Raw genomic sequence first — 26055 nt, 5'->3', positions numbered from 1 at the left:
GCGGGTCTCCTGGGAGGTCGGCGGGGAGGCGGCCGTCACGCTAGCGACCGCACCCGTCCCACGACACCCGTGCGGCCCCGCCGTCCCCCCGGGATCCGGGGTCCTCGCGAGGGCCGCACCTAGAGTCGGGGCGATGACCAGCGCACGGACGGCCCCGCCCCGCCGCCCGGCCCCGGCTCCCGGGCGCCCGGCCGCCAAGCGGCCGGCGGCGCGGCGACCCCCGGCGAAGCGGCCGGCGGCCCGGGGTCCCGCAGGGAAGCGGCCCTCCGGCCGCCCCCGGAGTGGCGCCGCTGCGCTGCGGACCTGGTGGCCGGCGTACCTGCTGGCCGTCGTCGTGGTGTTCGCGCTGGCCTGGCGGGCCGACGGGTCCGGGGCCGCCGAGCCCGCGGCGACGACGGGGATCTGCACCGTCCCGGCCACGTCGGTGACCCTCGGAGCCGACCAGTGGGCCAACGCCCGGACCATCGCCGACGTCGCCCGGCAGCGGGGACTGTCCGAGCGGGCCGTCGTCATCGCGCTGGCGACGGCGATGCAGGAGTCGACGCTGCGCAACCTCGACCACGGCGACCGGGACTCCCTCGGCCTGTTCCAGCAGCGGCCGTCGCAGGGCTGGGGGACGCCGGCACAGGTGCAGGACCCGGTCTACGCGGCCGCCCAGTTCTACGACCGCCTGGTGCGGGTCCCCGGCTGGGACACGATGCGCCTCACCGAGGCCGCCCAGGTCGTGCAGCGCTCCGGCTTCCCGGAGGCTTACCAGCGCTGGGACGGCTTCGCGCAGTCGCTGACGGTGGCGCTGCGCTCCGACGACCGCGAGCGCAACTGCGGCTGAGTCAGTGCACCCGGGTGCGGCCCCTGCCGTACAGCTCGGGGCGGTCGAGGGTCGCCGACGTCCACGCGTCGCCGGCGAGGCCGCGGCCGCGGTGCAGGTGCGCCTCCACCGCGAGCAGCGCGGCGAGGACGGCGACGGGGAACAGCAGGACGAGCACGAGGAACACGGCAGGGCCTCCGCGACGGACCGGGCGGACTGCCCGGCGGGATGCGACGACCGTGTCGCGCGGCCCTTGCGGGACCCTGGTGCAGGACTGACGGCCGCTTGCGGCCCACTGGCGGCTCGGGCGGTGCGCCTCAGGCAGTACGACTCAGGCGCCGCGGTTCAGGCGGTGAGGCGCTGCACCGCGGCGTCGATGCGCTCGTCGGTGGCGGTGAGCGCCATCCGCACGTGTCGCGCGCCGGCCGGGCCGTAGAAGGACCCCGGCGCGGGGACGACCCCCAGGCCGGCCAGCCAGTCGACGGTGACCCAGCAGTCCTCGTCCCGGGTGGCCCACAGGTACAGGCCCGCCTCGGAGTGGTCGATCCGCAACCCCGCGGCGCGCACCGCGGCGGCCAGCCGCTCCCTGCGGGCGCGGTAGCGCTCCCGCTGGGCCTCGACGTGCGCGTCGTCGGCGAGCGCGGCGGTCATCGCCGCCTGGACCGGGCCGGGCACCAGCAGCCCGAGGTGCCGGCGCACCTCCCACACCTGCCGGACCAGCGCCGGGTCACCCGACAGCAGCCCGGCGCGGTAGCCGGCCGCCGTGGACTGCTTGGACAGCGAGTGGACCGCGAGCAGCCCGGTGTGGTCCTCCCCCGCGACGGCGGGGTGCAGCAGCGAGCGCGGCTGCACGTCCCAGCCCAGGGTGGCGTAGCACTCGTCGGCCACGATCGGCACGCCGTGCGCCCGGCCCCACGCCGCCCAGGTGCGCAGCTCGTCGTCGGACAGCACCCGGCCGTGCGGGTTGCCCGGGGAGTTCAGCCACACCAGGACGATGCCGGCGGCGTCGTCGGGCGGGGTGTCGGTGCGGCGCACGGCCAGCCCGGACAGCACCGCGCCGACCTCGTAGGTCGGATAGGCGACCTCCGGGATGACCACCGTCCCCTCGCGCAGGCCGAGCAGCGTGGGCATGAGCGCCACGAGCTCCTTGGAACCGATCGTCGGGATCACCGACGGGTCGGCGGCCAGCGGGTCGGCCACGGTCACGCCGAGACGGCGCCGCAGCCACTCCGCGGCCGCCTGGCGCAGCTCCCGGGTCCCCAGGGCCGGCGGGTAGCCCGGGGAGTCCCCGGCGGCGGCCAGCGCCGTCCGCAGCACCTCGGGGGTCTCGTCGACCGGCGTCCCGATGGACAGGTCGACGATCCCGCCCGGGTGCTGCGCGGCACGGGCCCGGGCGGCCTCCAGGCTGTCCCAGGGGAAGTCGGGCAGCCGGTGACCGGCCGCCGTCCCCGGGGTGGCCGTCAGTGCCCCTCGCCCTGCGGCGGGAGGGCCGCCACCAGCGGGTGGTCCTTCGCGATCTTGCCGGTCTTGGCCGCGCCGCCGGGGCTGCCGAGGTCGGAGAAGAACTCCACGTTGGCGTCGTAGAAGTCCTTCCACTTGTCCGGGACGTCGTCCTCGTAGTAGATGGCCTCCACCGGGCACACCGGCTCGCACGCACCGCAGTCGACGCACTCGTCGGGGTGGATGTAGAGCATCCGCTCGCCCTCGTAGATGCAGTCCACCGGACACTCGTCGATGCAGGCCTTGTCGAGGACGTCGACGCAGGCCTGGGTGATCACGTAGGTCACGGTGGGTCCTCCCGGGGGACGTGCGGGCAGCGGTCCGGCGGCCGGCCGGACTCGCGCGGGTCTGACGTCAGTATGGCCCCGCGGGGCCCGGTGAAACGCGACGGGTGGACGGCGCCCGCCCCGGTCGGGGGAGCGCGGAGCGGACACCGCAGGATCGGGGCATGGGACAGAGCCGCTCACCCCTCGGCGTCGCCGACCTGGAGCGGCTGGCCGCCCGCGGGTGGCGCGGCACCGACGAGGAACCGCTCGGCGGCTGGCTGCTGCGTGCCGGCGGCGGGTTCACCGGCCGCGCCAACACCGCGCTGGTCACCGGCGACCCGGGCCGGCCCCTGCCCGAGGCGGTCGAGGCGGTGACCGCCTGGTACCGCGCCCGCGGACTGCGGCCCGGCGCCGCGCTGCCCGGCGTCCAGGCCCGGCCCGCCGACGCCGCGCTCGCCGCCGCCGGGTGGACCCGCGACGACGACGTCCTGGTGCTCACCGCCCCGCTGGTCCCCGGTCCCGGCCCCGCCGTGCCCGTGCAGCTCTCCCCCACCCCGGACGACGGCTGGCTGACCGCCTACCGGCACCTGGGCGACGCGCTGCCCGACACCGCGCGCGCCGTGCTCGTCAACGCCCCCGACGTCGTCTTCGCGGCCGTGCGGCCCGGTCCGGACGCGGCGCCGGTCGCCGTCGCGCGGGGCGTGGTCACCGACGACTGGCTGGGCGTCAGCGCGGTCACCGTCGCCGAGGAGGCCCGCCGCCGCGGCCTGGCGACCGCGGTGACGGCGGCGGTGACCCGGTGGGGCGCGCAGCACGGTGCGCGCTGGGGCTACCTCCAGGTGACCGCGTCGAACGCACCGGCGCGGGCGCTGTACCGGCGGGCCGGATACGTCGAGCACCACCGCTACCACTACCGGTGGGCGCCGGACTGATCTCGGCCCACCCGCCGCGGGTCAGGCGCGCGGGACGACCGGCCCGCGGGGGGATGCGAGCACCCGTCCGACGGCGAACGCGGCGGCCAGCACGCCCAGGCCGAGGAAGGCGAGGGTGACCGCGCCGAGGCCACCGCTGCCGACGGCGACCAGGTCCCCCTCGGGCCGGCGCGTCGTCGCTCCCACGGCCACCACCAGCCAGGTGAGGGCCGGCAGCACCGCCACGAGGCGGGAGCCGGTGAGCCGCAGCGCGCCCACCACGAGCAGGTAGTTGCCGACGACGGCGACGAGCACCGACAGGGGCACGAGGACGCCGGCCACCCGCAGCGGCAGCCAGAACACCTCGACCAGCGTCAGCCAGCCGGCGACCAGCACCGCCGCGAGCGCCGCCAGGACCAGCGCGACCGCCCGGCTCACGCGTCGCTGCTCACGCGTCCAGGCCGGCGAACAGGTCGTCCTCCCAGCCGTTCGGGGCGTCGCCGGCAGGCCCGCGCTGGCCGCGGACCAGACGGTAGTGCTCCACGCCGAGCACCTCCTGGCCGAAGTTGTTCGACAGCGCGAAGAACGGCCCGTCGACGGTGATCTGCGTGGCGTGCGCGCGCATCGCGGCGTCCTTGCGGCCGGCGTACGGACGGCCGTCGACGGCGGCGGTCACCGCCTCGTCGGGGACGGCGAAGGGGATGTCGTCGATCTCGCCGAGCTGCTCGAACGGCGAGGCCTGCCCCAGCGACGCCATCGCCTCGGCGCCCTCCCGCAGCACCGAGACCGGCGTGCAGCACCAGTAGACCTTGGCGACGTCCCAGGCCTCCCCGAGGTCCGGACGCCAGGCGGGGTCGGCGGCCCGCTCGACGGCGGCCATCGCGACCCGGTGGGCCTGGATGTGGTCGGGGTGGCCGTAGCCGCCGTTCTCGTCGTAGGTGACCACGACCTGCGGGCGGACCTCGCGCACGACGGCGACCGCGTGCCCGACCGCCTCGTCGAGGTCGGCGTTCCAGAAGGCGCGCGGCTTGCCGTTGGCCGGCGTGCCCATCATCCCGGAGTCCCGGTAGCGACCCGGGCCACCGAGGAACCGCCAGTCCGCGACGCCCAGCGCCTCCATGGCCGCCCGCAGCTCGGCGATGCGGTAGCCGCCGAGCTGGTCGGCCTGGTCGGGCGCCAGCTGCGCCAGGTCGGGGACGAGGACCTCGCCCTCCTCGCCCAGCGTGCAGGTGAGCAGCGTGACCCGCGCCCCCTCGGCGGCGTAGCGGGCCATCGTGGCGCCGTTGTTGATCGTCTCGTCGTCGGGGTGGGCGTGCACGAGCAGCAGGCGGCGGTCAGCGGTCACGGGAGAGGAGTCTCCCACCGACCTCTGGACGCGATCATGGCCCGGTGACCACGTCCCGGGGTCCCCGGGCGGTCACCGCGCCGTGATCGCGGGGTGCTACTCGGCGTCGACGGGGACGACCGTCCGGGCCTCGGCGAAGTGGCAGGCCGAGGGGTGGCCCTGCCCGCGGTCGACCAGCTGCGGCGGATCGGTGGCGCAGACGTCCTGCGCCTTCCAGCAGCGGGTGCGGAACCGGCAGCCCGAGGGCGGGTCGGCCGGGCTCGGCACGTCGCCCTGCAGCAGGATGCGGTCCTTCTGCCCGCGCAGGTGCGGCTCGTGCAGGGGGACCGACGACAGCAGCGCCTGCGTGTAGGGGTGCGACGGCGAGGAGTAGACCTCGTCCGCGGTGCCCTCCTCCACGATGCTGCCGAGGTACATGACCGCGACCCGGTCGGAGATGTGCCGCACCACCGACAGGTCGTGGGCGATGAACAGGTAGGACAGGCCGAGCTCGTCCTGCAGGTCCTCGAGCAGGTTGACCACCTGGGCCTGCACCGAGACGTCGAGGGCCGACACCGGCTCGTCGCAGACGATCACCTCGGGCTGCAGCGCCAGCGCGCGGGCGATGCCGATGCGCTGGCGCTGGCCGCCGGAGAACTGGTGCGGGTAGCGGTTGACGTAGTCGGGGTTGAGGCCGACGCGGTCGAGCAGCTCCTGGGTGCGCTTGAGCCGGCCCTTCTTCGGGGCGACGTCGGCGTGCACCGACCAGCCCTCGGCGACGATGTCGCCGACGGTCATGCGCGGGTTCAGCGACGCGTAGGGGTCCTGGAAGATGATCTGGACCTCGCGCCGGTAGTCCTTGAGCGCGCGGCCGCCCATGTGGGCGACGTCGCGGCCCTTGAAGAGGATCGACCCCGCGGTCGGCTTCTCCAGCGCCACGATCAGCTTGGACACCGTCGACTTGCCGCAACCGGACTCCCCGACCAGGCCGACGGTCTCGCCGCGGCGCAGGGTGAGGTCGACGCCGTCGACCGCGCGGACGTGGCCCACGGTGCGCTTGAAGACGATGCCCTGGGTCAGCGGGAAGTGCTTCTGCAGCCCGCGGACCTCCAGCAGCGCCTCGCCCATCTCGCCCCGGGCGCCGGTCGCCGCGATCCCGGAGGTCAGCTTGGTCAGGGACGAGTGCACGTGCTGGCCCGGGACGGCCGCCGGCACGGACGACGCCGCGGTGGCGCCGTGCTCACTGGGCTGGGACACCCAGCACCTCCTCGCTGTAGTGGCACGCGGCCTCCCGGCCCGGGACGACCAGCCGCAGCGGCGGGACGTCGGTCGAGCACTCCCGCCCGGGCGCGGCGTCGGCGCCCAGCCGGCGCCGCGAGCAGCGCGGGTGGAACGGGCAGCCGCTCGGGATGCGCGCCAGGTTCGGCGGCTGGCCGACGATCGGCTGCAGCCGCCCGCCCTTGGCCTCGACCTGCGGCACCGAGCTCATGAGGCCGTCGGTGTAGGGGTGCGCCGGGCGGGTGAAGACGTCGTCGACGGTGCCCCGCTCGACGATCTCACCGGCGTACATGACCGCGACGTTGTCGGCGACCTCGTTGACCACGCCGAGGTCGTGGGTGATGAGGATCAGCCCCATCCCCGTCTCCTCCTGCAGGTCCTTGAGCAGGTCCATGACCTGCGCCTGCACGGTGACGTCGAGGGCGGTGGTCGGCTCGTCGGCGATGAGGATCCGCGGGTCCAGCGCGATGGCCATGGCGATCATGACGCGCTGGCGCATGCCGCCGGAGAACTGGTGCGGATAGTCGTCGACGCGGCGCGCGGCGGCGGGGATGCGCACCCGGTCCATGAGCTCGACGGCCCGCTTGCGGGCGTCCTTCTTGCTCATCCCCCGGTGCGCCCGGAACATCTCGCCGATCTGGTAGCCCACGCTGTAGACGGGGTTCAGCGACGACAGCGCGTCCTGGAAGATCATCGAGATCCCCGGGCCGCGGATCTTCCGCTGGTCCTCGGCCGGCATCTCGAGCATGTTCCGGCCCTGGAACCAGATGCCGCCGCCGGTGATGACGGCCGGCGGGGTCTCGAGGATCCCCATGATCGCCTGGGCCGACACCGACTTGCCGGAGCCGGACTCGCCGAGGATGGCGAGGGTCTCCCGCGCCGCCAGGCTGTAGCTCACCCCGTTGACGGCGTGCACCGTGCCCGAGCGGGTGCGGAACTCCACGTGCAGGTCGTCGACCTCGAGCAGGGGCGTGCCCTGCTCGGCGAGTTCCGCGGTCGGCTTGGTCAGGTCGAGGTTGGTCATGCGCGCTGCCTCGGGTCGAGGGCGTCGCGCAGGGCGTCACCCATCATCACGAACGCCATCACGGTCAGGGTCAGGATCAGGCTGGGGAAGAAGACGAGGTGTGGCGCCGTCCGGAGGAGCGACTGACCGTTCTCGATCTGCAGGCCCCAGGAGATGGCCGGCCGCTGCAGGCCCACGCCGAGGAAGGTCAGCGTCGCCTCGGCTGCGATGAGCACGCCGATGGTGATGGTGGTGTACACGAGCACCGGAGCCACGGCGTTGGGCAGGATGTGGCGGACCAGGATGCGGCTGTTCGAGGCGCCCATCGCCCGCGCCGCGGCCACGTAGTCGGAGCTCTTCACCGCGATGACCTGCGACCGGACCAGCCGCATGGCCGTCATCCAGCCGAAGGCCGCCAGGGCGATGGCCACTGCCACGACCCCTCGGCCCAGGATGCCGCTGCGCAGCACCACGAGCGCCCCGAGGATCAGCGGCAACGCGTAGAAGATGTCGGTCAGGCGGCTGAGGAGGCTGTCGACCCACCGGCCGTAGAACCCCGAGACCGCGCCGACGACGACGCCCATGACGAGGACGACGGCGACGGCGAGCAACCCGATGATCAGCGAGTTGCGGGCGCCGTACACGACGTTGGCGAGGTAGTCGCAGCCCTGCTGGTCGAATCCGAACCAGTGCTGCGCCGAGGGCTTCTGGTTGCTGCTGCCCAGGCTGCAGGCACGGGGGTCGGCCCCACGGGCGAAGATCTGGGGGAACAGCGCCATCAGGAGGAAGACCAGCCCGAGGACCGCGCCGATCCAGAACAGCGGGTTGCGCCGCAACTCGCTCCAGGCGTCGCTCCAGAGGCTGTTCTGACGCTCGTTCGTGACGTCGACCGAGGGACTGGCCAGACCGGTGGTCGTGCCGGCCTCGACCTCGTCCTTGCGCAGGTTCATCTGCTGCTGCTCAGTCATAGCGGATCCTCGGGTCGAGGACGGCGTACAGCACGTCGACGACCAGGTTGAAGAAGACGAAGAAGAACACCATCAGCGTGACGATGCCGACGACGACGGCACCTTCCTGTGCCTGCACGCTGTCGAAGACCGCGCGCCCGATACCGGGCAGGTTGAAGACGGTCTCCGTCACGATGGCGCCACCCATGAGGGTGCCGATGTCCGCACCGATGAACGTGACGACCGGGATCAGGCTGTTGCGCAGCGTGTGTCGCACGATGACCGTGCGGTTGGGCAGTCCCTTGGCCCTGGCCGTGCGCACGTAGTCGGCGCGCAGGTTCTCCGCCATGCTCGTACGGGTCAGCCGGGCGACGTAGGCCAGCGAGCCCGAGGCGAGCACCAGACCGGGCAGCAGGTAGCTGTACCAGCCCTCGGTGATCCCCGCGATGGGGAACCAGCCGGCCTTGACCCCGAGGACGTACTGCGCGACGAAGGCGAGCACCAGGAGCGGGATCGCCACCACGAGCGTGCTCGAGACGAGCACCAGGTTGTCCAGGAAGCCGTTGCGCCGGATTCCGGCGAGGACGCCGGCGACGATGCCGATGACCGCTTCGATGAGGATGGCGACGATCGTCAGCCGCACGGTGACCGGGAGGCGCTGTTCGATGGTGTCGAGCACCTCACGGCCGCGGAAGTCCGTGCCGAAGTCCCCCTGGGCCAGATCACCGAGGTACTTGACGTACTGGACCGGCAGCGGGTCGTCGAGGTTGAACTCGTCCCGGAGCTCGGCCACCACGGCGGGGGCGAGCGGGCGGTCGCCGCCGAGCGCGCGGATGGGGTCACCCGGCAGGGCGTAGACCATCGCGAAGATCAGGAACGAGGCGCCGAGCAGGACGGGGATCGTCAGCAGGAGTCGGCGCGCGATGTAGCGGCCCATGTCCCCCCTTGGTCGTGCGCGACGGCGGACGTGGCCGGCGCGGGTTCATCGTGCTCCTGTGCGGGCACGCGCGCCGCCGGGGGTGGCTGCCCCTTTCTGGGACGGCCACCCCCGGCGGGTCGTACGGACGGGCTCAGTTGTTGACGGTCACCGAGGCGACGTCGATGTCACCGAACACGTCGATGACGACGTCGCTGACGTTCTCCGAGTGGAGCGCCTGCTCCTTGTCGAAGAACATCGGCATGATCGGCATGTCCTCCAGGAGGACGTCGTCGGCCTGCTGGTACAGCTGGATCGCCTGCTCGTTGTCCGACGCCTGGTTGCCCTGCTGGACGAGGGCGTCGAACTCGGGGTTCGAGTAGAACGAGGCATTCGAGCCCGCCGGCGGGAGTGCCGCCGTCGAGTAGAGCGGCTCGAGGTAGTTCTGCGGGCTCGGGTAGTCCATGCTCCAGCCGAGGCGGAACGGGCCGGTCATGCCCTGCTCGTCCTGCAGCGGCAGGTACTCGGAGAAGTCGAGGTCGCCACGCAGGGCGAACTCGATGCCGAGGTTCTCCCGCAGCTGGTTGCCCACGGCCTCCACCCAGGCGTCGTGACCGGCGCCGGAGTTGAACCACAGCTCGATCGGCTGACTGCGGTCGAAGCCGGCCTCGTCGAGCAGCTGGTTGGCCCGGTCGACGTCGAGGGCGCAGTACTCACAGGCACCCTCGCGGTAACCGTCGACGACCGGAGCGATCGCGTCGTCGGCCGCGGTGCGGCTGCCGCTGAAGATGGCGTCGGAGATGGCCTGCCGGTCGACGGCCATGGAGATGGCCTGGCGGACGCGGGGGTCGGCGTACCGCGGGTCGTACGTGGGGAAGGCCATGTACGTGAAGCCCGACGACGGCGCCTCGATGAAACGGTCGCCGAAGGTGTCCTGGGCACCGGCGAGGGCGTCCGGCGGCATGTCCGGGAGCACGTCCAGGTTGCCCGCCTCGACGTCGTTGAGGCCCGTGTTCAGGTCGGCGTAGACGCGGAACTCGACGGTCTCGGCCTTGGCGGTCTGCTCGCCGGCGTAGTCGTCGTAGCGGCTGGCGGAGAAGCCCTGCCCCGGGACGAAGTCCTCGGTGGCCTGGAAGGGGCCGTTGCCGACCGGGCGGGTGCCGGACGCCTCGGGGTCCTCGAAGAACGACTCCGGCTGCGGGTAGAAGGCGCTGTAGCCGACGGTGACCGGGAACTGGGCGAAGGGCCCGGTGAGCGTGACGGTGAAGGTCTGGTCGTCGACGACCTGGAGCCCGCTCATCTCGGTCGCGGCCGGGTCACCCGTGGGGTTGCCGTCCGCGTCGGTCGGGGCCTGCAGCTGGTCGTAGCCCTGGATGTTGGAGAAGAAGTACGACGCGCCCTGGGCGTTGGGGCTGTAGGCGCCCCAGTTCCACGCGTCCACGAAGGACGAGGCGGTGACCGGGCTGCCGTCGTGGAACGTCCAGCCGTCCTTGAGGGTGACGGTCCAGGTGGTGTTGTCCTCGGACTCGATGGACTCGGCGACGCCGGTGTACTCGACCTCGCCGTCCGTCGCGTACTCGACCAGGCCCGTCCACAGGGACGAGATGACCTGGTGCCCCTCGGACTCGGTGGTGTTGCTGGGGACCAGCGGGTTCTCGGGCTCGCCGATGTAGATGCTGAAGGTGCCACCCTCGCCGCCGCCACCACCGCCACCGGAGCCGCTGTCGTCGCTGCCGCCACAGGCGGACAGCAGCAGCGCACCGGACAGGCCGGCCGCCAGGAGCGCCGACCGGCGCTTGCTCAACTTCACGTGCGATGCCTCCCTCGTCCCGCGTCTGCGGGGGGAACGGACTGGTCTCTGCGTGCCGGGACACTGCGCACCCGGGCGCACTGGCCGAGCGCCGGCGTCCTCCGGGTGAACACCACGGAACGGATCCGGAACGCCGTGGCGACCCTAGGCACGCGTGACGGAGACCGTCCACGACCGCAACCGATTTGTGACCGTGGCTCACGACCGCCGTCCTCACACCTCCAACAGCGGCGGTCGACCGAGCCGCGGACCGCACGAGTTGCGGTCCGCAGTCGTTCACCCCGGAGGACTTCCGCTACGCGGGCGAGCCGGGTGTAGTGACCGTACGCCCGGGTAACCGGGGGTGAGCCACAGGGAGAGGAGCTCACCATGAGCGGCATCGACAAGGCGAAGAACAAGGCCCAGGAACTGGCCGGCGAGGGCAAGGAGCGCGTCGGCGAGGCCACGGGTGACCGCGACCTGCAGGCCGAGGGCGCCAACGACAAGGCCGCCGGCAACCTCAAGCAGGCCGGCGAGAAGGTCAAGGACGTCTTCAAGTAGGCCGTTCCGACACGTCGCCAGGGCGCCGTCCCCCCGTCGGGGACGGCGCCCTCGCGCGTTCAGGAGCGGGCGAGCAGCCCCCTGACGGCGGGCAGCAGGGGGCGGTCGGCGGCGATCCAGTCCAGGCCGTCGAGGTCCGCGGCGCGCACCCACCGCAGCTCGCGGTGCTCCGAGGCCGCCGGCTCGCCGTCGACCAACCGTGCGGCCCAGACGCGCAGCGTCGAGGCCCCCGGGGTGCCGCCCCCCACGGAGCCGTCCAGCGGCACCTCGCCGAGGAACTCCCCCGGCGCGACGACGACCCCGAGCTCCTCGGCGCACTCGCGCACCAGCGCGGCGAGGTGGTCCTCCCCCGGCTCGACCTTGCCGCCGGGGAACTCCCACAGTCCGGCCAGCGGCCCGGAGCCGCGCTGCGCGACCAGCACCCGGTCGTCCCGGACGACGGCGGCCCCGACCACCTGGACGACGTCGAGGGCGCGCACCGCCGCCGCGGCCGCGTAGCCGTCCAGGTGCCGGCGCATGGCACGCCGGACCCGCCGGCGCAGGACCGTCCGCTCGAGCAGGCCGCCCAGCACGCCCGGCAGGCCGGTGTCCCAGTCGACCTGCTCGTCGACGACGGTGCCGGTGGCGGTCGCGGTGAACCGCCGCTCGTGGGTGAGCCGGCGCCGGCCGCGGCCGGGTCCGGCGGCGTACAGGTCGCGCACCGGGCGGACCGACTCGACCTCCTCCAGCGGGAACGGCCACGGGCGGCCGAGGGCCCGGGCGACGTCGAACGCCACGGTCAGCGGCGCCGCCACGACGGTCGTGAAGCACAGCCGGTGCACGCCGTCACCCTCGCAGACCGGGCAGGATGGCTCCCGTGCGCATCACCGCCCGGGTCGACTACGCCGTCCGCGCGGCCGTGGAGCTGGCCGCCGCGGCACCGGGCGCCCTGACCTGCGACCGCATCGCCACCAACCAGGGACTCCCCTCGCGCTTCCTGCAGGGGATCCTCGGTGACCTCCAGCACGCCCGGCTGGTCACCAGCCAGCGCGGCCGGGAGGGCGGCTACCGGCTCGCGCTGCCGCCGTCGGAGATCTCGATCGCCCGGGTCATGCGGGTGGAGCAGGGCTTCCTCGCCGAGGTGCACGGCCAGCGCCCCGAGGACGTGAGCTACCCCGGCGCGGCGGAGGAGCTGGCCGGCGTGTGGGTCGCCGCCCGCGCCGCGTACCGGCGCGTGCTCGAGGAGGTCACCCTCGCCGACGTCGTCGCGGGGAAGCTGCCGGCGTACGTCGCCGAGCTCGCCGCCGTCGAGGGCGCCTGGCGGTCCTTCGGCGATGGCCCCTCCTGAGCGCACACCGGCCGGCGCCCCACGTGTGAGACCATCGGGGACGTGACGGATCGCGGCAGCCTGCTCGTCGCGCGTCTGCACATCGACCTCGGCCTCGTCAGCAGCGCCGCCTGTCGCGCCGCGCGCTGACTCCCAGTCCTCCTCCGCGGCGCGAGCCGCGACCCGACCTGGCAGCGCCCCCGCGCCCGGGTGAACCGGCGTGGACGGCGCAGGAAGTAGTGCACCGTGTCCGCTCCTCCCCGTTCCAGCCGGCCCGTCCGCGGCCAGGGCCAGTGGGCGCTCGGCTACCGGGAGCCGCTCAACCCGAACGAGCGGATGAAGAAGGACTCCGACGGGCTCGACGTCCGTCAGCGCATCCTCGACATCTACTCGAAGACCGGCTTCGAGGGCATCGACGCCGGTGACCTGCGCGGCCGCATGCGCTGGATGGGCCTCTACACCCAGCGCGCCCAGGGCATCCCCGGCGGCAAGACCGCCGTGCTGGAGCCCGAGGAGCTCGAGGACTCCTACTTCATGATGCGGGCCCGCATCGACGGCGGGCAGCTCACCAGCGAGGCGCTCCGGGTCCTCGGCGGCATCAGCACCGAGTTCGGCCGCGACGTCGCCGACGTCACCGACCGGCAGAACGTCCAGTACCACTGGATCCGCATCGAGGACGTGCCCGAGATCTGGCGGCGGCTGGAGTCGGTCGGCCTGAGCACGATGGAGGCCTGCGGTGACGTGCCGCGGGTGATGCTCGGCTGCCCGCTCGCCGGGGTCCTCGAGGACGAGGTCCTCGACGCCACCGACGTCATCGCCGAGACGGTCGCGAAGTACGTCGGCAACCCCGAGTTCAGCAACCTGCCGCGCAAGTGGAAGACGTCGATGTCCGGGTGCGTCGACCACTGCACCGAGCCCGAGATCGACGACGTCTCCTTCGTCGGCGTGGTGAACGGGGACGGCGAGGCCGGGTACGACCTGTGGGTCGGCGGCGGCCTGTCCACCAACCCGATGTTCGCCCAGCGGATCGGCGTGTTCGTCCGGCCCGAGCAGGTCACCGACGTCTGGGCCGCCTGCACCTCGATCTTCCGTGACTACGGCTACCGCCGGCAGCGCAACCGTGCCCGGATCAAGTTCCTGATGGCCGACTGGGGCCCGGAGAAGTTCCGCCAGGTGCTCCAGGACGAGTACCTGCAGCACGCGCTGCCCGACGGCCCGGCGCCGGCCCCGGCGAAGCACGACCAGCGCGACCACGTCGGCGTCGCCCGGCAGAAGGACGGCCGCAACGCCGTCGGCTTCGCGCTCCGCACCGGCCGGATCAGCGGCTCGCTGCTCACCACGATCGCGGACCTCGCCGACGAGTACGGGCAGGGGCGCATCCGGACGACGACGCAGCAGAAGCTGGTCATCCTCGACGTGCCCGACGAGGAGGTGGAGGCGCTGGTCGAGGCCCTCGCCGAGCACGACCTCCAGGTCCGCCCGAGCGCGTTCCGCCGCGGGACGATGGCCTGCACGGGTCTGGAGTTCTGCAAGCTGGCGATCGTGGAGACCAAGCAGCACGCCCAGGACCTCTACGCGGAGCTGGAGAAGCGGCTGCCGGACTTCGACACCCCCATCGGGATCAACGTCAACGGCTGCCCGAACAGCTGCGCCCGGTTCCAGACCGCCGACATCGGCTTCAAGGGCTCGATGGTCCGCGACGACAGCGGCGAGATGGTCGAGGGCTTCCAGGTGCACCTCGGCGGGCACCTCGGCGTGGAGGCCACCTTCGGCCGCAAGTTCCGCGGCCACAAGGTGACCAAGGCCGAGACCGCCGACTACTGCGAGCGGCTGCTGCGCGGCTTCCTCGAGCGGCGCACCCCGGGTGAGTCCTTCGCCCACTACGTCTCCCGCGCCGAGGAGGACTGGCTGCTGTGAGCGAGGAGGAACCGTCGCCGTCGGGAAGGCAGCGCCAGCTGCCGGTGTTCCACTGCCCGTACTGCGGGGACGAGGACCTCACTCCGCACGAGGAGGGCTGGCGCTGCGGCGCCTGCCTGCGGGCCTTCTCGGTCCGCCTGATCGCGACGGGGGTGCAGGAGTGACCACGGCCATCTCGCCGACGCCGGAGCTCGCGGCCGACGCCGACGCCCGGTTCGAGGGCATCGCCGACCCCGTCGAGCAGGCCCTCGCCGTGCTGCGCTGGGCCGGGGAGACCTTCGGCGACGACTTCGCCGTCACCTCCTCGATGGCCGACGGGCTGCTCGCCCACCTGGCCTCCCGCGCGGTCCCCGGCGTCCACGTGGTCTTCCTCGACACCGGCTACCACTTCGCCGAGACGATCGGCACGCGGGACTGGATCAGCAGCGTCCTGCCCATCACCCTGGTGAACGTGACGCCGCCGCGGACGGTCGCCGAGCAGGACGCCGAGCACGGCCCGGCGCTGCACGACCGCGACCCGGACCTGTGCTGCTCGCTGCGCAAGGTGCAGCCGCTGGCCGCGGCGCTGGCCGGCTACGTCGCGTGGGGCTCCGGCGTGCGCCGCGACGAGGCGGCCACGCGCGCGGGCACGCGGGTCGTCGACTGGGACGCCAAGCGCGGGATGGTCAAGGTCAACCCGCTGGCGGCCTGGACGCAGGACGACGTCGACGCCTACATCGCCGAGCACCAGGTGCCGGTCAACCCGCTGCAGGAGATCGGCTACGCCTCGATCGGCTGCGCCCCGTGCACCCGCCCCGTCGCACCGGGCGAGGACCCGCGCGCGGGCCGCTGGGCCGGCCGGGGCAAGACCGAGTGCGGCCTGCACGTCTAGGAGCGGCTGACGTGCCCCGGCCTCCGCGCCTGTCCCCCGACGAGGTCGCGGCGGGCCTGCGCGCCCTGCCGCTGTGGTCCGGGGACGTCGCCGGCCTGCACCGGACGGTCCAGCTCGCCTCGTTCCGGGCGGCGGTGGCGCGCATCGTGGCGATCGCCGACGTCGCCGAGGAGCTGGACCACCACCCCGACGTCGACCTGCGCTGGCGGACTCTGCACCTGACGCTGGTCAGCCACTCCGAGGGCGGCGTGAGCGCCCTCGACCTCGAGCTCGCCCGCCGGATCGACGAGCTCCTGCCCTCCTAGTCCGTGACGGGCAGGACCAGGAGCCGGAGCAGGCGGTCGGCCTCGGCGTCGGGGTCCTCGGTGAGGCCGGTGTGCACCGGCCCGGGCTGCACCACCGTGCTGCGCGGCGCGGTCAGCCACCGGAACCGCGACCCCAGCGCCTCCCGCCCGGCCGCGCCGGCCGCGGGGGCGGCGGCGCACACGTCGGCGGCGGCCTGCAGCGCCCGGACGATCGCGTCGGGGTCGGCGGTCGGGTCCAGCGCGCGCAGCCGGTCGACGTCGAGGTGCACCCGGCTGCCCAGGTAGTCGCGCTGCCGGCAGTAGACGAGGACGCCGGCGTTGAACGCCTCGCCCCGCTCGACCCGCGGCACCACCCGCAGGACGGCGTACTCGAAGGTGTCCCGGCGACTCACCGCTGACGCACCCCGGGAGGCGGCGGCGGGCCGAGCCAGGAGGGACGGTTCTCCCCGCGCGGCGCCCGGCGGCGGCTGCCCCCGGCGGCGGCCGCGGCGACCACGCCGGGCAGCCAGGCGTCGCGGGCGGCGAGGCGCGCGGACAGCTGGGCGACGTAACGCTCGCGCCACTCGCCGGCGGTGGGTGACCGACGGTCGGCCCCGGCCAGGGCACCGCCCCGAGCGTGCGAGGGGTGGGGAGGGCGGGGTCCTTCGTCCTCCAGCCACGCGTCGGGCACCTGGGCCAGCACCCGCTCCAGCAACGGGCGGGTGACCCGCGGCGCGAGGTCGGCGTCGGCGGCCCCGAGGTCGGGCTCGCACTCGAGGAGGGCGTGCTGCGAGGCGTCGTAGGGACGGCGGACGGCGGCCTGCGCGCCCGGCCAGGAGTGGTGGAAGGTCAGCGCGGCGCCATGGTCGATCAGCTGCAGCCGGCCGTGCCAGAAGAGCATGTTCGGGTTGCGCCAGGACCGGTCGACGTTGCCCACCAGCGCGTCGAACCACAGCACCCGGCCGGCCAGCTCCGGCTCGACCTCACCGACGCCGGCCTCGAAGTCGAGCGCGCCGGGCAGGTAGTCCAGCCCGAGGTTGCGCCCGGCCGAGCGCTGCAGCAGCTCCTGCACCTCCTGGTCGGGTTCGCCCACGGCCAGCTCCGGGACGACGTCGACGGTGACCAGCGCGGGCACCGGCAGGGCCAGCGCCCGGGCCAGCTCGCCGCAGACGACCTCGGCCACCAGCACCCGCACGCCCTGCCCGGCCGCCCGCCACTTGACCACGTAGGTCCCGAGGTCGTCGGCCTCCATGAGTCCGGGCAGCGAGCCACCCTCGCGCAGCGGGGTGACGTAGCGGGTGGCGGTGACGGCGGGCAGCACAGTGCCGTCAACCTAACGCGGGACCTCACGCCGGGACGTCGCGGCGGGCCGCGTCGCCCGCCGACCTGCGGAACGCGCCGCTCACCTATGCCGAGGTCGGCGCCACGCGCGCGCCGCAGCTGCCGGCCGGCTATCTGCACGGCGAGTGGACCGAGGGGGGGCGGCACCGGGCGGGAGACATTCGAACGGGTCGCCGGACGAGGTCGGCACTTGCGTCGAGCCAACGACGGGCTGCCGCGGCTGGGCTACGGACCTTCCCTGGAACGCACGGAGGCCGGCCGTCGGGACTCCCTCCGGCCGACCCGCCTCCGTGCGTGGCCTCAGATGGTGCACGACGCCGCACCTCCGGAGTCGGTGAAGCCACCGGCGGAGATCCGGTGGTTGGCGAACTCCCCGTACGTGGCCCACCCGGCAGCCGTGAGGACGGCGTACTCCACGTAGATCGAGAAGTGGCCGGGGCCGTTGAGGACGTGGTGCGGCCCGTCGTAGTAGGCGTTGCGATCGGAGGCCGTGATCCAGCCCGTGGGACCGACCCAGGAAGCGTTGTCGGCCGACACCCAGGACCGGTGAGCGGTGTCGGCCGGCGCGCCGTCCGCGCTGAGTCCCGCGCGCCCTGACGGAGACGGTGAGCAAGGTCCGGTCGCAGAAGACGTCGGTGGCGAAGGTCCACCCGTCGGCCGAGACGGCGGCCTGCGCCCTGGTGGCCGTCGACGGCAGCGATGTCGCCAGACAGGCCGTGGTGGCCAGGATCGTGCGGAAGCCCCAGCGCCGCACGTGGCGCGCCCGGGTGCTGGACCGGTGAGAGGTAACGGCGGACATCGGGGCTCCTCGGTCGTGGTGGACGGCGAGGGTCCCCGCTGGTGTCACCGTCCTGCCGCTCCGCCCGGCCGGCTGTCGCCTGTACGACGCCGGTCCCGTCGGGTCGGTGACATGGCGCGTTCCGGCGCGGACCCGCTGCGGACATCGGCCCCGGACCCGCGCGCTGATCGCTCCCTCAGCGGTCCGAACACGTCCTCCGTAGGGCTGGCCCGGGAGGACGTGTTCGGGTCGCCAGGTGGTTCGAGGCCGGCCGACGGGCGTCGGACGACACCACTGACTGCTGCGTCGCCACTGCCGCGTCCACCGCGTCGGCTGCGCCCTCGAAGGCACAGGACAAGCCGTCCTCGGTGAGGTCCACCTCGTGTCCGCCGGCCACCGGAGTGGCCTGCCGCAACGTGTCGGACAACGCCCGGCGAACCGACTGGGCCACCGCCTTCCCCAGCCGGGTCAACTGCTCGGTCGCCCGACCTGGTCGACGAACGGGAACGTCCTCGTCCCCACCGCTCGCCCCATCGACGACTGAGCGCACCATGGCCGACGCCCGTGCGGCGCAACAGCCGCCGCCGCACCGGCGGCGCGACCGGGCGGTCCACCCGAGGCGCACGGGCGTGCCCCGGCGAATCTGACATCCCGTACCGGAGCCTTCCCCGAGCGGTTCTGCGTGTCGGCGAGCCGACAGCGGCTCCGTCAGGGAGCGGACAGTGGCTGGTGACCAGGCTCGTCACGCTGGTGCCACACCGCAGGAGCACCCCGAGGAGGGCACCATGACCACTACCGCCGACGACGTCCGGGGCCACGGCCGCCGCAACCCGTCCGACGCATCGGGCCCCTTGGCGGAGGACACGCCGTCCCCACCGGACGACGTGGTCGGCCACGGCAGCAAACGCCCGACCGACGGGCAGGCCGACACCGACGACGTCCGGGGCCACGGCTTCAGGCTCCCCTCCGACGGGCCCAGCGTCCTCTGCGACGACGCGTCGTCCCGGCCGTGCGCTGTGGTGGGCGACGGCGCCGGGCAGTCCGCCAAGGCGCAGTCCGTCCTCGACGAGCTGGACCGCTGAGAGAAGCGACTCCTGCGGGCGGTCCTCCGACGGGATCCCGAGTCCGCGGTCTCCGCCGACCGTAGGTCCCGGCCGGGGCCGCCGGCCTCCTCGAGGCGGTGACGGCGCTGCCGTCACCGCCTCGGCGCCGGGCCCGGCACGGCGTTGTCGGCCAGTGCCTGCAGGACGGTCTTGACCTGGAACGGCGTCAGGCCCGGATGGGCGCCGAGGACTCGGGCCGCGTGCCCGGCGACCACCGGCGCCGCGAAGCTGTTGCCGGTGGCGGTGATCGACCCGCCGTCGAGCCAGGCGACGTCGACGTCCACGCCGGCGGCGCCGAACTCCACCGGGGGCTTCGGGTTGACCGAGAAGCCGGGACCCGGCGACGGCCGGGCCGCCACCGAGCAGACCGACGCATAGAGCGAGGGGTAACTCTCGGTCGGGGTGTTGTTCACCGCCGACACCAGCAGCACCCGCCGGAAGTAGGCGAGGTCGGCCAGGTCGTGGAACAGCCCGTGGTGCTCGCGCCGCGAGCTGCTCAGGCTGAGGTTGACCACGTGCATGCCGTTCTCGACGGCCCACCGCAGGCCGGCGGCGAACACCAGCCCCTTGCCGGTGAGCCGCCGGCCGAGCACGCGGACGCTGTAGATCTCGCACTCGGGCGCCAGCGCCCGGATGACGCCCGCGCATGCGGTGCCGTGGCCGAACAGGTCCTCGTGCGGTCCCTCCGCGACGCGGACGGCGTCCGGCGCGTCGGGGTCGTACTCCAGCGCCACTCCACCGGCGACCCCGCCGACCCGGGGATGCGATCCGTCGACGCCGCTGTCGATGACCGCCACCTTCACCCCGCGGCCGCTGCCGTCGCCCTCGGCCCACTCCCGCGTGATCGGGACGCCGAGCGACCGGACCGGGCCGAGCCGCCCCGGGTCGAATGCCTCAGACCAGGCCGGCAGGTCCACTGGACCGTCCCAGGGACGCGAGGAAGGCCGCCAGCAGGTCGGCGGCCGCCCGCTGCTCGGCCGGGCCCAGGCGGAGCAGCTCGTGCAGGACGACGCGCGGGTCGGGCGGGGCCTCGGCCGCCGCTCGGTCGGCCGCCGCCACGACCAGAGCGGCGTGCGCGGCGAGGACGGCCAGCAGGTCGAGCGGGTCCGGCACGTCGGGTCGCGGATCGAGCACCTCGACGACGCCGAGCGGCTCACCGCCCGCGGTCACCGGGGCCGCGAGGATGACCCGCGGGACGTAGCCGGTGGACTCGGCGACGTCGACGGCGAAGCGCGGGTCGGCCCGGACGTCGGAGACGGCGATCGGTTGGCCGGAGGAGACGACCCACCCGGCGATGCCCCGGTCCACCGGCAGCCGCAGCCCGACGACTTCGCCCGCCCCCGCGCCCGTGGCAGCGTGGAAGAGCAGGTGCTCGTCGTCGGCCTCGAGCAACGCCAGCGAACAGGCGGCGGCTCCGAAGACACGTCGCGCGAGGTCGGTGACCGAGGCCAGCAGGGCCTCGACGTCTTGCGCGCTCACGCCACCTCCCTGCACTGTCCGGCACCCGACAGCCCCGGCGTCGGGCGAACGACGGTCCAGTCGCCCTCCGGCCGGGACGGTGGCTTCATACCGCACCTACGACCGCCGGAGGAGCCCGTGACAGAGATCGACCGCCCAGTACCGATGACGGGAGCGACGACGTGACCGGCCACGTGCCCTCTCGCCGGTCCGCGGACGCGGTGACAGACGAGAAGGACGAGGTCACCGACCACACGCCCCGGAACCGCGGCGGCCGGCGCGGGCCCGACGGGGAGCGGCCGGCCGAGCGGCGCGCGCCCCGGTGACCGCCGCCGTCCCGATCGACCTCGACGACGTGGCCGCCGCCCTTGCCGCCGCGCTGCGCCGGGGCGGCGCCTGGAGCGAGGTGTTCGCCGAGCACCGGACCAGCGCCACGTCGCGGCTGCAGGACGGCCGGCTCGAGCTGCGCGGGGACCGAGACGTGGGCGCGGCGGTCCGGGTGGGCGGCGCGGGCCCGCGAGGGTCCGCCTCGACCACCGTCCTCGACCGGGACTCGCTGCTGGCCGCTGCCGGTGCGGCCGCCGCCGTGCGGGACGGTCGCCGACCGGGCGCGGTCCTGCGACCGGGTGCCGGTTCGCCACCGGTCCCGGCGGAGGGCGGCGTCGACGTCGCCCTCCACCCCGAGTGGCTCGGCCGGTGCGCCGACGCCGCGCGATCGGCCGGTCCGGGGATCCGCTCGGTGATCGTGACGATCGTGCAGGTCGCGCAGTCCGTGCTGGTCGCGACCAGCGAGGGACGGCTGACCGGTGACACGCGAGTCCGCACGCGGATCACCTGCCGCGTCACGGCACGCCGCTCCGGCCGGACGTCCACCGGCTTCGAGGGGCCGGGTTGGGGCGACCTGACGCTGCCCGGCCATGCCACGCCGGAGGCGGTCGGAGCGGCAGCCGGGCACCGAGCGCTGCGGGTGCCCGACGCGGCGCCACCTCCGGCGGGAGTCCTCCCGGTCGTGCTCGGCCCGGGCGGCGGGGGGCTGCTGGTGCACGAGGCGTGCGGCCACGGGCTGGAGGCGGACGGGGTGGCACGGGGCGCCTCCGTCTACTCCCGCACCGAGGGGCGCCGCCTCGCGTCGCCGCGGGTGACCGTGGTCGACGACCCCACCCTCCTCCAGGGCTTCGGTTCCTACCGGGTCGACGACGAGGGCACCCCCGCCCAGCCCACCGTGCTGATCGACGACGGTGTCCAGGTGGCGGCGCTGACCGACCGGAGCGCCGCCGAGCAGCTGAGCCGTGCAGGCACCCCGAACGGCCGCCGCGAGTCCGCCGCCACTCCCCCGCTGTGCCGGATGAGCAACACGGCGCTGCGAGCGGGCACCGATGATCCGGCCGCCGTCCTCGCCGACCTGCGGCGCGGTGTGTACCTGACCCGGCTGTCCGGCGGTGAGGTCGACGTCGCCTCCGGGGAGTTCGCCTTCACGGCGAGCGAGGCCTTCCTGGTGGAGCACGGGGAACTGACCCGGCCGCTGACCGGCGTGACGCTGCTGGGCACCGGCCCGGCGGCCCTGGCCGGGATCACCGCTGTCGGGGACGACCTGGCCTGGACGGCGGCGCTGTGCGGCAACGACGGGCAGTGGGTCCCGGTCTCCTACGGCAGCCCGACCCTGAGGATCGAGGGTCTGACGATCACCGGGAGTAGGTCGTGAGGGACCTGGCCGCGACCGCGGAGGCGCTGCTCGCCGGCTGCCGCGGCGACGAGGAGGCCGAGGTCTACGGCCTGCACCGCGTCGTGACGCGGGTCGAGACGAGCACCGGCGGAGAGCTGCGCCAGGTGAGCCGGGCCGAGACGCTCGGTGTCGGCCTGCGGCTGGTGATCGACGGCGCGGCCGGCGCCCGCACCGGCTACGCGTCCACCACCGACCTCGGCGACGACGGGCTCGGCACCGCACTCACCGCCGCCCGCGCCGCCGCGGTCACGGCCTCGCCCGACCCGGCTGACCGGCTGCCCGAGCCCCGGCGACTGCCCTCCCCTGGCGTCCCGGGTCTGCCGACGGGGACGGACGTGGACGCCGGCGTGCGGACGGCCGTCGAGCTCGCGCGTGCCGGCGGGTCGCTCGACCCGCGGGTGCGCACCGTCGACCTCGCCTCGTGGCGCGAGGAGTGCAGCGAGGTCTCGATCGTGTCCACGCGAGGCGTCCGCGTACGGCACGGCCGGCGGACGGTCGAGATCGAGCTCGCCGTGGTCGGGGAGGGCGCCGACGGGAGCGCGACCGGCTACGCCGGACGGTGCGACGACGCCGACGACGTGGCTGCCCTCGCCGCCGAGGCCGTCGCCGGTGCGGTCGCGCTGCTCGGCCCGCGCCGGGAGCTTCCTCCCGGGTTGCCGGTGCTCCTCTCCCCTGACGTGACCGCGACCCTCCTGACCGCACTCGGCCGGACCCTGACCGGACCGGCTCTGGACGGCGCCGGGCCGTTCCGCGGGCCCCTCGGCACCTCACTGGCGTCGGAGGCGGTGACGCTGGACGACGACGGCCCGTCCCCGCTCGCCGCCCCGGCGGGTCCGTTCGACGACGAGGGCCAGCCCCGGCAGGTGACCCGCCTGCTCGACCGCGGTCGGCTGGTCGGGGCCCTGCACACGTCGGCCACGGCGCCCCCCGGCACCCCGTCCACCGGCAGTGCACGGCGGGGCAGTCACCGGTCGCTGCCCGGGGTGGGACCGACGCTCCTCCGGCTGACTCCCACGGTCGAGCTACCGGCCGCCGCCGCGGTGCTCGTCCACCAGCTGTCCGGCGAGGGCGCCGGCATCCGGCCGGTCACGGGCCGGGTCGACGTCGGGCTGGTCGCCTGCCTCCTCGACGACGGCGTACCCGCCGGCCGGCTACCGATCCTGCCGCTGTCGACCACGTTCGGTGAGCTGTGGTCGAGGGTCGTCGCCGTCTCGGAGAACGGGCGCGCCGTCCCCGGGTTCCCCGTCGTCGCTCCGACCGTCATGATCCGACCCGGGCTGCTGTGACCGTCGTCACGGCCGCTCCACCACATGCGGGCACGGGGGCGGACATGGACGAGAGCGCACGCGCACGCGTGCTGCGGGGCTGCGGTCTGTTCGCGGACCTGCCGGCACCGGACCTGCAGCGACTCGCCGCGGCATCGTCGGCCCGGCGTTACCGCCGCGGACAGTTCGTCGTCCACGAGGGCGACCCGGGCGACTCTCTGCTCGTCGTCGCCGAGGGGACCCTCAAGGCGGTGACCACCTCCCCCCACGGGGAGGAGCTGCTGCTCGCCGTCGTGGAGCCCGGCGAGTCGGTCGGCGAGCTGACCGTGGCCGACGGCGGGGAGCGCTCGGCCACCGTCGCGGCGTTGACCGACGCGGCGGTGCTGCGCATCCCGCGGGAGTCGGTGCTGACCGTCGCGGAGCACTCCCCCGCGCTCACCCGGGCGCTGCTGGGCTCGCTGGCCCGCACGGTCCGGCGGCTGACCGGGGACGCCGCCGACCTGGTCTTCCTGGACACCCCGCGGCGAGTGGCCAAGCTGTTGCTGTCGATGGCCCCGCGCTCGGGCCCGCCGCGGGTGCACCTCGAGCTGACCCAGTCCGAGCTCGCAGAGCGGGTGGGGGCGACCCGGCAGACGGTCAACGCGGCACTGCAGGGCTTCCAGCGGCGCGGCTGGATCGTGATCGAGCAGCGCGACGTCATGCTGCACGACGTCCCGGCTCTGCGCCGGTTCGTGGGCTGACCCACCGTGATCATCGGCCAGGGCAGGCATCGGGCGACGAGCCCCACCCGGTCGGTGCTGCGCCGGCGTGACTTCCGGCTGTACCTGCTGTCGTTCACCACCTCCCAACTCGGCGACTTCCTGTACCTCGTCGCCCTGGTCGCCTACGTCTTCGACCGAACCGGCTCCGCCACCTGGGTCGCCGCGGCGACGCTGAGCCGCTTCGTCCCCTACACGCTGCTGTCACCGCTGGCCGGCATCGTCGCCGACCGGTTCGAGCGGCACCGGGTGATGGCCGTCAGTGACGCCGTCCAGCTGTCGGCGATGGTCGCGCTCACGATCGCCGCCGCGGTGTCCGGTCCGGCGCTGCTCGTCGTGGTCCTGTCCGGCGCGTCCGCTTCGGCGGCCACGCTCTACCAGGCCTCGGCGAGCGCGCTGGTCACCGCGCTGGTGCCGGAGGACGAGCTCGCCTCGGCCAACTCGCTGGTGAGCACGGTCAGCGAGGTCGCCTTCGTCACCGGCCCCGCGGCGGGTGGCCTGCTGCTCCTGCTCGGCGACCCCGCGGTGGCCTTCGGCATCAACGCGGCCACGTTCGCCGTCTCCGCGGTCCTCCTGCTGGCGATCCGCAGCCGGTCGGCACGGCGCGGCGGCGGGGACGACGGTGACCGCGCCGGTGTCCTGGTCCAGCTGCGGGAGGGCGCGGCCGCGCTGTTCGGCGACCGGCTGGTACTGGTCCTCGTCACCTGCCTCGTGGCCGGGTCCGTCGTCTACGGCGTCGAGCTGGTCGTCCTGGTGCTGGTGAGCGACGAGCTGCTCGGCACCGGAACCGGCGGGCTGGGCTGGCTGCTCGCGGCCTCCGGCGTGGGCGGCGTCCTCGGCGCGACGCTGAGCGCTCGGCTGGCGCGGTCGGGCCGGCCGCGGGCGGTGATCGGCGTACTGGTGCTGCTCACCGGCATCCCGCTGGCGACGCTGGCGGTCCTCCGCGCTCCTCCGCTCGCCTACGCGGTGCTGGTGGTCGAGGGGATCGCGATCGTGGCGCTCGACGTGCTCGTGGAGACGGCGATGCAGCGCAGCGTGCCCGGGGACGTGCTGGGTCGGGTGTCGGGGCTGGTGCTGTCGCTGACCGCCGTCGGCACGGCGGCCGGCACGTTCCTCGCGCCGGTCCTGGTGAGCCTGCTCGGGCTGCCGGGCACGCTGGCGATCGGCGGGCTCGTACCGGTCGTGCTCGCCGCGGCTTCGCTGCTGTTCGTCGGCGACCTGGACGCGGCGGCCGCGCGCGGGCGGCGGGCGCTGGCGCCCCGGGTGGCCGTGCTGGAGGGACTGCGGTTGCTCGACGGCGCAGGCCAGGCCGCGCTCGAGCGGCTGGCCGCGACGGTCGAGGAGGAGCGGGCGCCGGCGGGGACGGCGGTCCTCCGGCAGGGCGACCCTGCGGACGACCTCCTCGTGCTCGTCGAGGGTGCGCTGGTCGTCCACCACGACGACGGGACCGGCCCACGCCGGGTCAACGAGATGGTCGCGCCGGACTATCTCGGCGAGATCGGCCTGGTCGAGCGGGTGCCGCGGACGGCCACCGTCACCGCGCAGACCGACGCGCTGCTGTGGCGGATCCCCGGCGCCCTCTTCCTCGACGCAGTGGGCCGCGGGCCGGCGCTGAGCCCGTCCCTGGCGACCGGCATCAGCACGCGACTGGCCCGCACCCCGCTGCGGACCGGCTGACCTGTCGTGCATACGACACCGCCCCCGTCGCCGGTCCGACAGGCCTCCCCCCGCTCTGGACCGACGCTGAGCACATACCGCACCACCGACCCGAGGAGACCGAGATGACCGAGCAGCAGCCCACCCCCGCCATCGACGACGTCGAGGGCCACAGGTGGCGGTTGAAGGCCGACGCCGAGCGTGACGAGACCGACGACACCGAGGGCCACAAGTTCCGGTGGGGCGCCGACGCCGAGCGCGACGAGACCGACGACGTCGAAGGCCACGGCCG

At 74.3% G+C, this 26055-nt stretch carries 30 protein-coding genes; 14 read left to right on the top strand and 16 right to left on the bottom strand.

The features are described from left to right. Positions 1-133: 133 nt before the first annotated feature. Entirely contained in the window at positions 134-829 is a 696-nt protein-coding gene (locus tag HLV61_RS00150) for a hypothetical protein (protein WP_369251742.1), read from the top strand. 1 nt (position 830) lies between these two features. On the opposite strand, the gene HLV61_RS00145 is transcribed toward HLV61_RS00150, so the two are convergent. From HLV61_RS00145 to fdxA, 3 genes are all read right to left on the bottom strand, one after another. Continuing rightward, a complete protein-coding gene (locus HLV61_RS00145) occupies positions 831-995 on the bottom strand; it encodes a hypothetical protein (RefSeq protein ID WP_369251740.1) in 165 nt (54 codons plus the stop codon). Between the two features lie 158 nt (positions 996-1153). Beyond that, a complete protein-coding gene (dapC, locus tag HLV61_RS00140; protein ID WP_369252017.1) occupies positions 1154-2236 on the bottom strand; it encodes a succinyldiaminopimelate transaminase in 1083 nt (360 codons plus the stop codon). A gap of 32 nt (positions 2237-2268) precedes the next feature. After that, on the bottom strand, positions 2269-2595 hold the full coding sequence (gene fdxA, locus HLV61_RS00135; protein ID WP_369204446.1) for a ferredoxin: 327 nt from the start codon (positions 2593-2595) through the stop codon (positions 2269-2271). 161 nt (positions 2596-2756) lie between these two features. On the opposite strand from fdxA, the gene HLV61_RS00130 reads away from it, so the two are divergent. After that, positions 2757-3506, top strand: coding sequence for a GNAT family N-acetyltransferase (locus HLV61_RS00130; RefSeq protein WP_369251738.1), 750 nt, complete (start codon positions 2757-2759; stop codon positions 3504-3506). 21 nt (positions 3507-3527) lie between these two features. On the opposite strand, the gene HLV61_RS00125 is transcribed toward HLV61_RS00130, so the two are convergent. The 7 genes from HLV61_RS00125 to HLV61_RS00095 all read right to left on the bottom strand — a co-directional run bounded on the left by HLV61_RS00125 (position 3528) and on the right by HLV61_RS00095 (position 10763). Further along, positions 3528-3923 (bottom strand): hypothetical protein, encoded by a 396-nt coding sequence (locus HLV61_RS00125; protein WP_369251736.1) that lies wholly within the window; start codon positions 3921-3923, stop codon positions 3528-3530. A gap of 10 nt (positions 3924-3933) precedes the next feature. Beyond that, positions 3934-4830 carry an N-acetyl-1-D-myo-inositol-2-amino-2-deoxy-alpha-D-glucopyranoside deacetylase gene (mshB, locus tag HLV61_RS00120; protein WP_369251734.1) on the bottom strand — a complete coding sequence of 299 codons (897 nt, stop codon included), beginning with the start codon at positions 4828-4830 and terminating at the stop codon, positions 3934-3936. A 96-nt stretch (positions 4831-4926) separates the two neighbouring features. Further along, entirely contained in the window at positions 4927-6066 is a 1140-nt protein-coding gene (locus HLV61_RS00115; RefSeq protein WP_440284429.1) for an ABC transporter ATP-binding protein, read from the bottom strand. Next, positions 6050-7111, bottom strand: coding sequence for an ABC transporter ATP-binding protein (locus tag HLV61_RS00110; protein ID WP_369251732.1), 1062 nt, complete (start codon positions 7109-7111; stop codon positions 6050-6052). Before HLV61_RS00110 ends, HLV61_RS00115 begins: the two co-directional genes overlap by 17 nt. Next, entirely contained in the window at positions 7108-8058 is a 951-nt protein-coding gene (locus tag HLV61_RS00105; RefSeq protein ID WP_369251730.1) for an ABC transporter permease, read from the bottom strand. The genes HLV61_RS00110 and HLV61_RS00105 overlap by 4 nt, the downstream gene beginning before the upstream one ends. Continuing rightward, positions 8051-8974 (bottom strand): ABC transporter permease, encoded by a 924-nt coding sequence (locus HLV61_RS00100; RefSeq protein WP_369251728.1) that lies wholly within the window; start codon positions 8972-8974, stop codon positions 8051-8053. Before HLV61_RS00100 ends, HLV61_RS00105 begins: the two co-directional genes overlap by 8 nt. 133 nt (positions 8975-9107) lie before the next feature. Next, on the bottom strand, positions 9108-10763 hold the full coding sequence (locus HLV61_RS00095; protein WP_369251726.1) for a peptide ABC transporter substrate-binding protein: 1656 nt from the start codon (positions 10761-10763) through the stop codon (positions 9108-9110). 369 nt (positions 10764-11132) lie between these two features. Between HLV61_RS00095 and HLV61_RS00090 the strand changes: the two genes are divergently transcribed. Beyond that, complete coding sequence (locus tag HLV61_RS00090; RefSeq protein ID WP_093583258.1) at positions 11133-11303, top strand: CsbD family protein; 171 nt, start codon at positions 11133-11135, stop codon at positions 11301-11303. Positions 11304-11362: 59 nt separating this feature from the next. Here HLV61_RS00090 and HLV61_RS00085 read toward each other — a convergent pair whose 3' ends face one another. Beyond that, positions 11363-12124 (bottom strand): (deoxy)nucleoside triphosphate pyrophosphohydrolase, encoded by a 762-nt coding sequence (locus tag HLV61_RS00085; protein WP_369251724.1) that lies wholly within the window; start codon positions 12122-12124, stop codon positions 11363-11365. A gap of 26 nt (positions 12125-12150) precedes the next feature. On the opposite strand from HLV61_RS00085, the gene HLV61_RS00080 reads away from it, so the two are divergent. The 5 genes from HLV61_RS00080 (at position 12151) to HLV61_RS00060 (ending at position 15702) form a co-directional block, all read left to right on the top strand. Beyond that, on the top strand, positions 12151-12630 hold the full coding sequence (locus tag HLV61_RS00080; protein WP_440284428.1) for an RrF2 family transcriptional regulator: 480 nt from the start codon (positions 12151-12153) through the stop codon (positions 12628-12630). A gap of 225 nt (positions 12631-12855) precedes the next feature. Next, positions 12856-14526: a nitrite/sulfite reductase gene (locus tag HLV61_RS00075; protein ID WP_369251720.1), complete on the top strand. Its 1671-nt coding sequence runs from the start codon at positions 12856-12858 to the stop codon at positions 14524-14526. After that, entirely contained in the window at positions 14523-14690 is a 168-nt protein-coding gene (locus HLV61_RS00070; protein ID WP_369251718.1) for a hypothetical protein, read from the top strand. Before HLV61_RS00075 ends, HLV61_RS00070 begins: the two co-directional genes overlap by 4 nt. Next, the gene (locus tag HLV61_RS00065; RefSeq protein WP_369251716.1) at positions 14687-15397 is read left to right on the top strand and encodes a phosphoadenylyl-sulfate reductase; all 711 of its coding nucleotides are present in this window, start codon (positions 14687-14689) and stop codon (positions 15395-15397) included. Before HLV61_RS00070 ends, HLV61_RS00065 begins: the two co-directional genes overlap by 4 nt. Before the next feature lie 11 nt (positions 15398-15408). Beyond that, a complete protein-coding gene (locus tag HLV61_RS00060; RefSeq protein ID WP_369251714.1) occupies positions 15409-15702 on the top strand; it encodes a 4a-hydroxytetrahydrobiopterin dehydratase in 294 nt (97 codons plus the stop codon). On the opposite strand, the gene HLV61_RS00055 is transcribed toward HLV61_RS00060, so the two are convergent. From HLV61_RS00055 to HLV61_RS00045, 3 genes are all read right to left on the bottom strand, one after another. Then, the gene (locus tag HLV61_RS00055; RefSeq protein WP_369251712.1) at positions 15699-16094 is read right to left on the bottom strand and encodes a DUF3037 domain-containing protein; all 396 of its coding nucleotides are present in this window, start codon (positions 16092-16094) and stop codon (positions 15699-15701) included. The two genes, HLV61_RS00060 and HLV61_RS00055, sit on opposite strands and share 4 nt — an antisense overlap. Further along, positions 16091-17002: a HipA family kinase gene (locus tag HLV61_RS00050; protein WP_369251710.1), complete on the bottom strand. Its 912-nt coding sequence runs from the start codon at positions 17000-17002 to the stop codon at positions 16091-16093. The genes HLV61_RS00055 and HLV61_RS00050 overlap by 4 nt, the downstream gene beginning before the upstream one ends. A 320-nt stretch (positions 17003-17322) precedes the next feature. Further along, positions 17323-17559: a hypothetical protein gene (locus tag HLV61_RS00045; protein ID WP_369251708.1), complete on the bottom strand. Its 237-nt coding sequence runs from the start codon at positions 17557-17559 to the stop codon at positions 17323-17325. A 68-nt stretch (positions 17560-17627) separates the two neighbouring features. On the opposite strand from HLV61_RS00045, the gene HLV61_RS00040 reads away from it, so the two are divergent. Both HLV61_RS00040 and HLV61_RS00035 read left to right on the top strand, forming a co-directional pair. Then, positions 17628-17804 (top strand): hypothetical protein, encoded by a 177-nt coding sequence (locus HLV61_RS00040; protein ID WP_369251706.1) that lies wholly within the window; start codon positions 17628-17630, stop codon positions 17802-17804. Between the two features lie 781 nt (positions 17805-18585). Continuing rightward, positions 18586-18882 carry a hypothetical protein gene (locus HLV61_RS00035; RefSeq protein WP_369251704.1) on the top strand — a complete coding sequence of 99 codons (297 nt, stop codon included), beginning with the start codon at positions 18586-18588 and terminating at the stop codon, positions 18880-18882. Positions 18883-18995: 113 nt separating this feature from the next. On the opposite strand, the gene HLV61_RS00030 is transcribed toward HLV61_RS00035, so the two are convergent. After that, positions 18996-19820 carry a S8 family serine peptidase gene (locus tag HLV61_RS00030; RefSeq protein ID WP_369251702.1) on the bottom strand — a complete coding sequence of 275 codons (825 nt, stop codon included), beginning with the start codon at positions 19818-19820 and terminating at the stop codon, positions 18996-18998. Then, entirely contained in the window at positions 19798-20382 is a 585-nt protein-coding gene (locus HLV61_RS00025) for a GAF domain-containing protein (protein WP_369251700.1), read from the bottom strand. Before HLV61_RS00025 ends, HLV61_RS00030 begins: the two co-directional genes overlap by 23 nt. Before the next feature lie 301 nt (positions 20383-20683). Here HLV61_RS00025 and HLV61_RS00020 point away from each other — a divergent pair, with 301 nt between their 5' ends. Genes HLV61_RS00020 through HLV61_RS00005 form a run of 4 tightly spaced genes read left to right on the top strand, consistent with a single transcriptional unit; the run spans position 20684 to position 25784 of the window. Then, positions 20684-22063, top strand: coding sequence for a TldD/PmbA family protein (locus tag HLV61_RS00020; protein WP_369251698.1), 1380 nt, complete (start codon positions 20684-20686; stop codon positions 22061-22063). Continuing rightward, positions 22060-23370: a metallopeptidase TldD-related protein gene (locus HLV61_RS00015; protein ID WP_369251696.1), complete on the top strand. Its 1311-nt coding sequence runs from the start codon at positions 22060-22062 to the stop codon at positions 23368-23370. The genes HLV61_RS00020 and HLV61_RS00015 overlap by 4 nt, the downstream gene beginning before the upstream one ends. A 44-nt stretch (positions 23371-23414) precedes the next feature. Continuing rightward, positions 23415-24089: a Crp/Fnr family transcriptional regulator gene (locus HLV61_RS00010; RefSeq protein ID WP_369251694.1), complete on the top strand. Its 675-nt coding sequence runs from the start codon at positions 23415-23417 to the stop codon at positions 24087-24089. A gap of 6 nt (positions 24090-24095) precedes the next feature. Then, positions 24096-25784 carry an MFS transporter gene (locus HLV61_RS00005; RefSeq protein ID WP_369251692.1) on the top strand — a complete coding sequence of 563 codons (1689 nt, stop codon included), beginning with the start codon at positions 24096-24098 and terminating at the stop codon, positions 25782-25784. The last annotated feature ends 271 nt before the right edge of the window (positions 25785-26055 follow it).

Source organism: Geodermatophilus amargosae, from assembly GCF_041028265.1.
Taxonomy (GTDB): Bacteria; Actinomycetota; Actinomycetes; order Mycobacteriales; family Geodermatophilaceae; genus Geodermatophilus; species Geodermatophilus amargosae_A.
The sequence above is the reverse complement of the archived record's forward strand: the minus strand, read 5'-3'. Positions and strand labels throughout refer to the sequence as shown.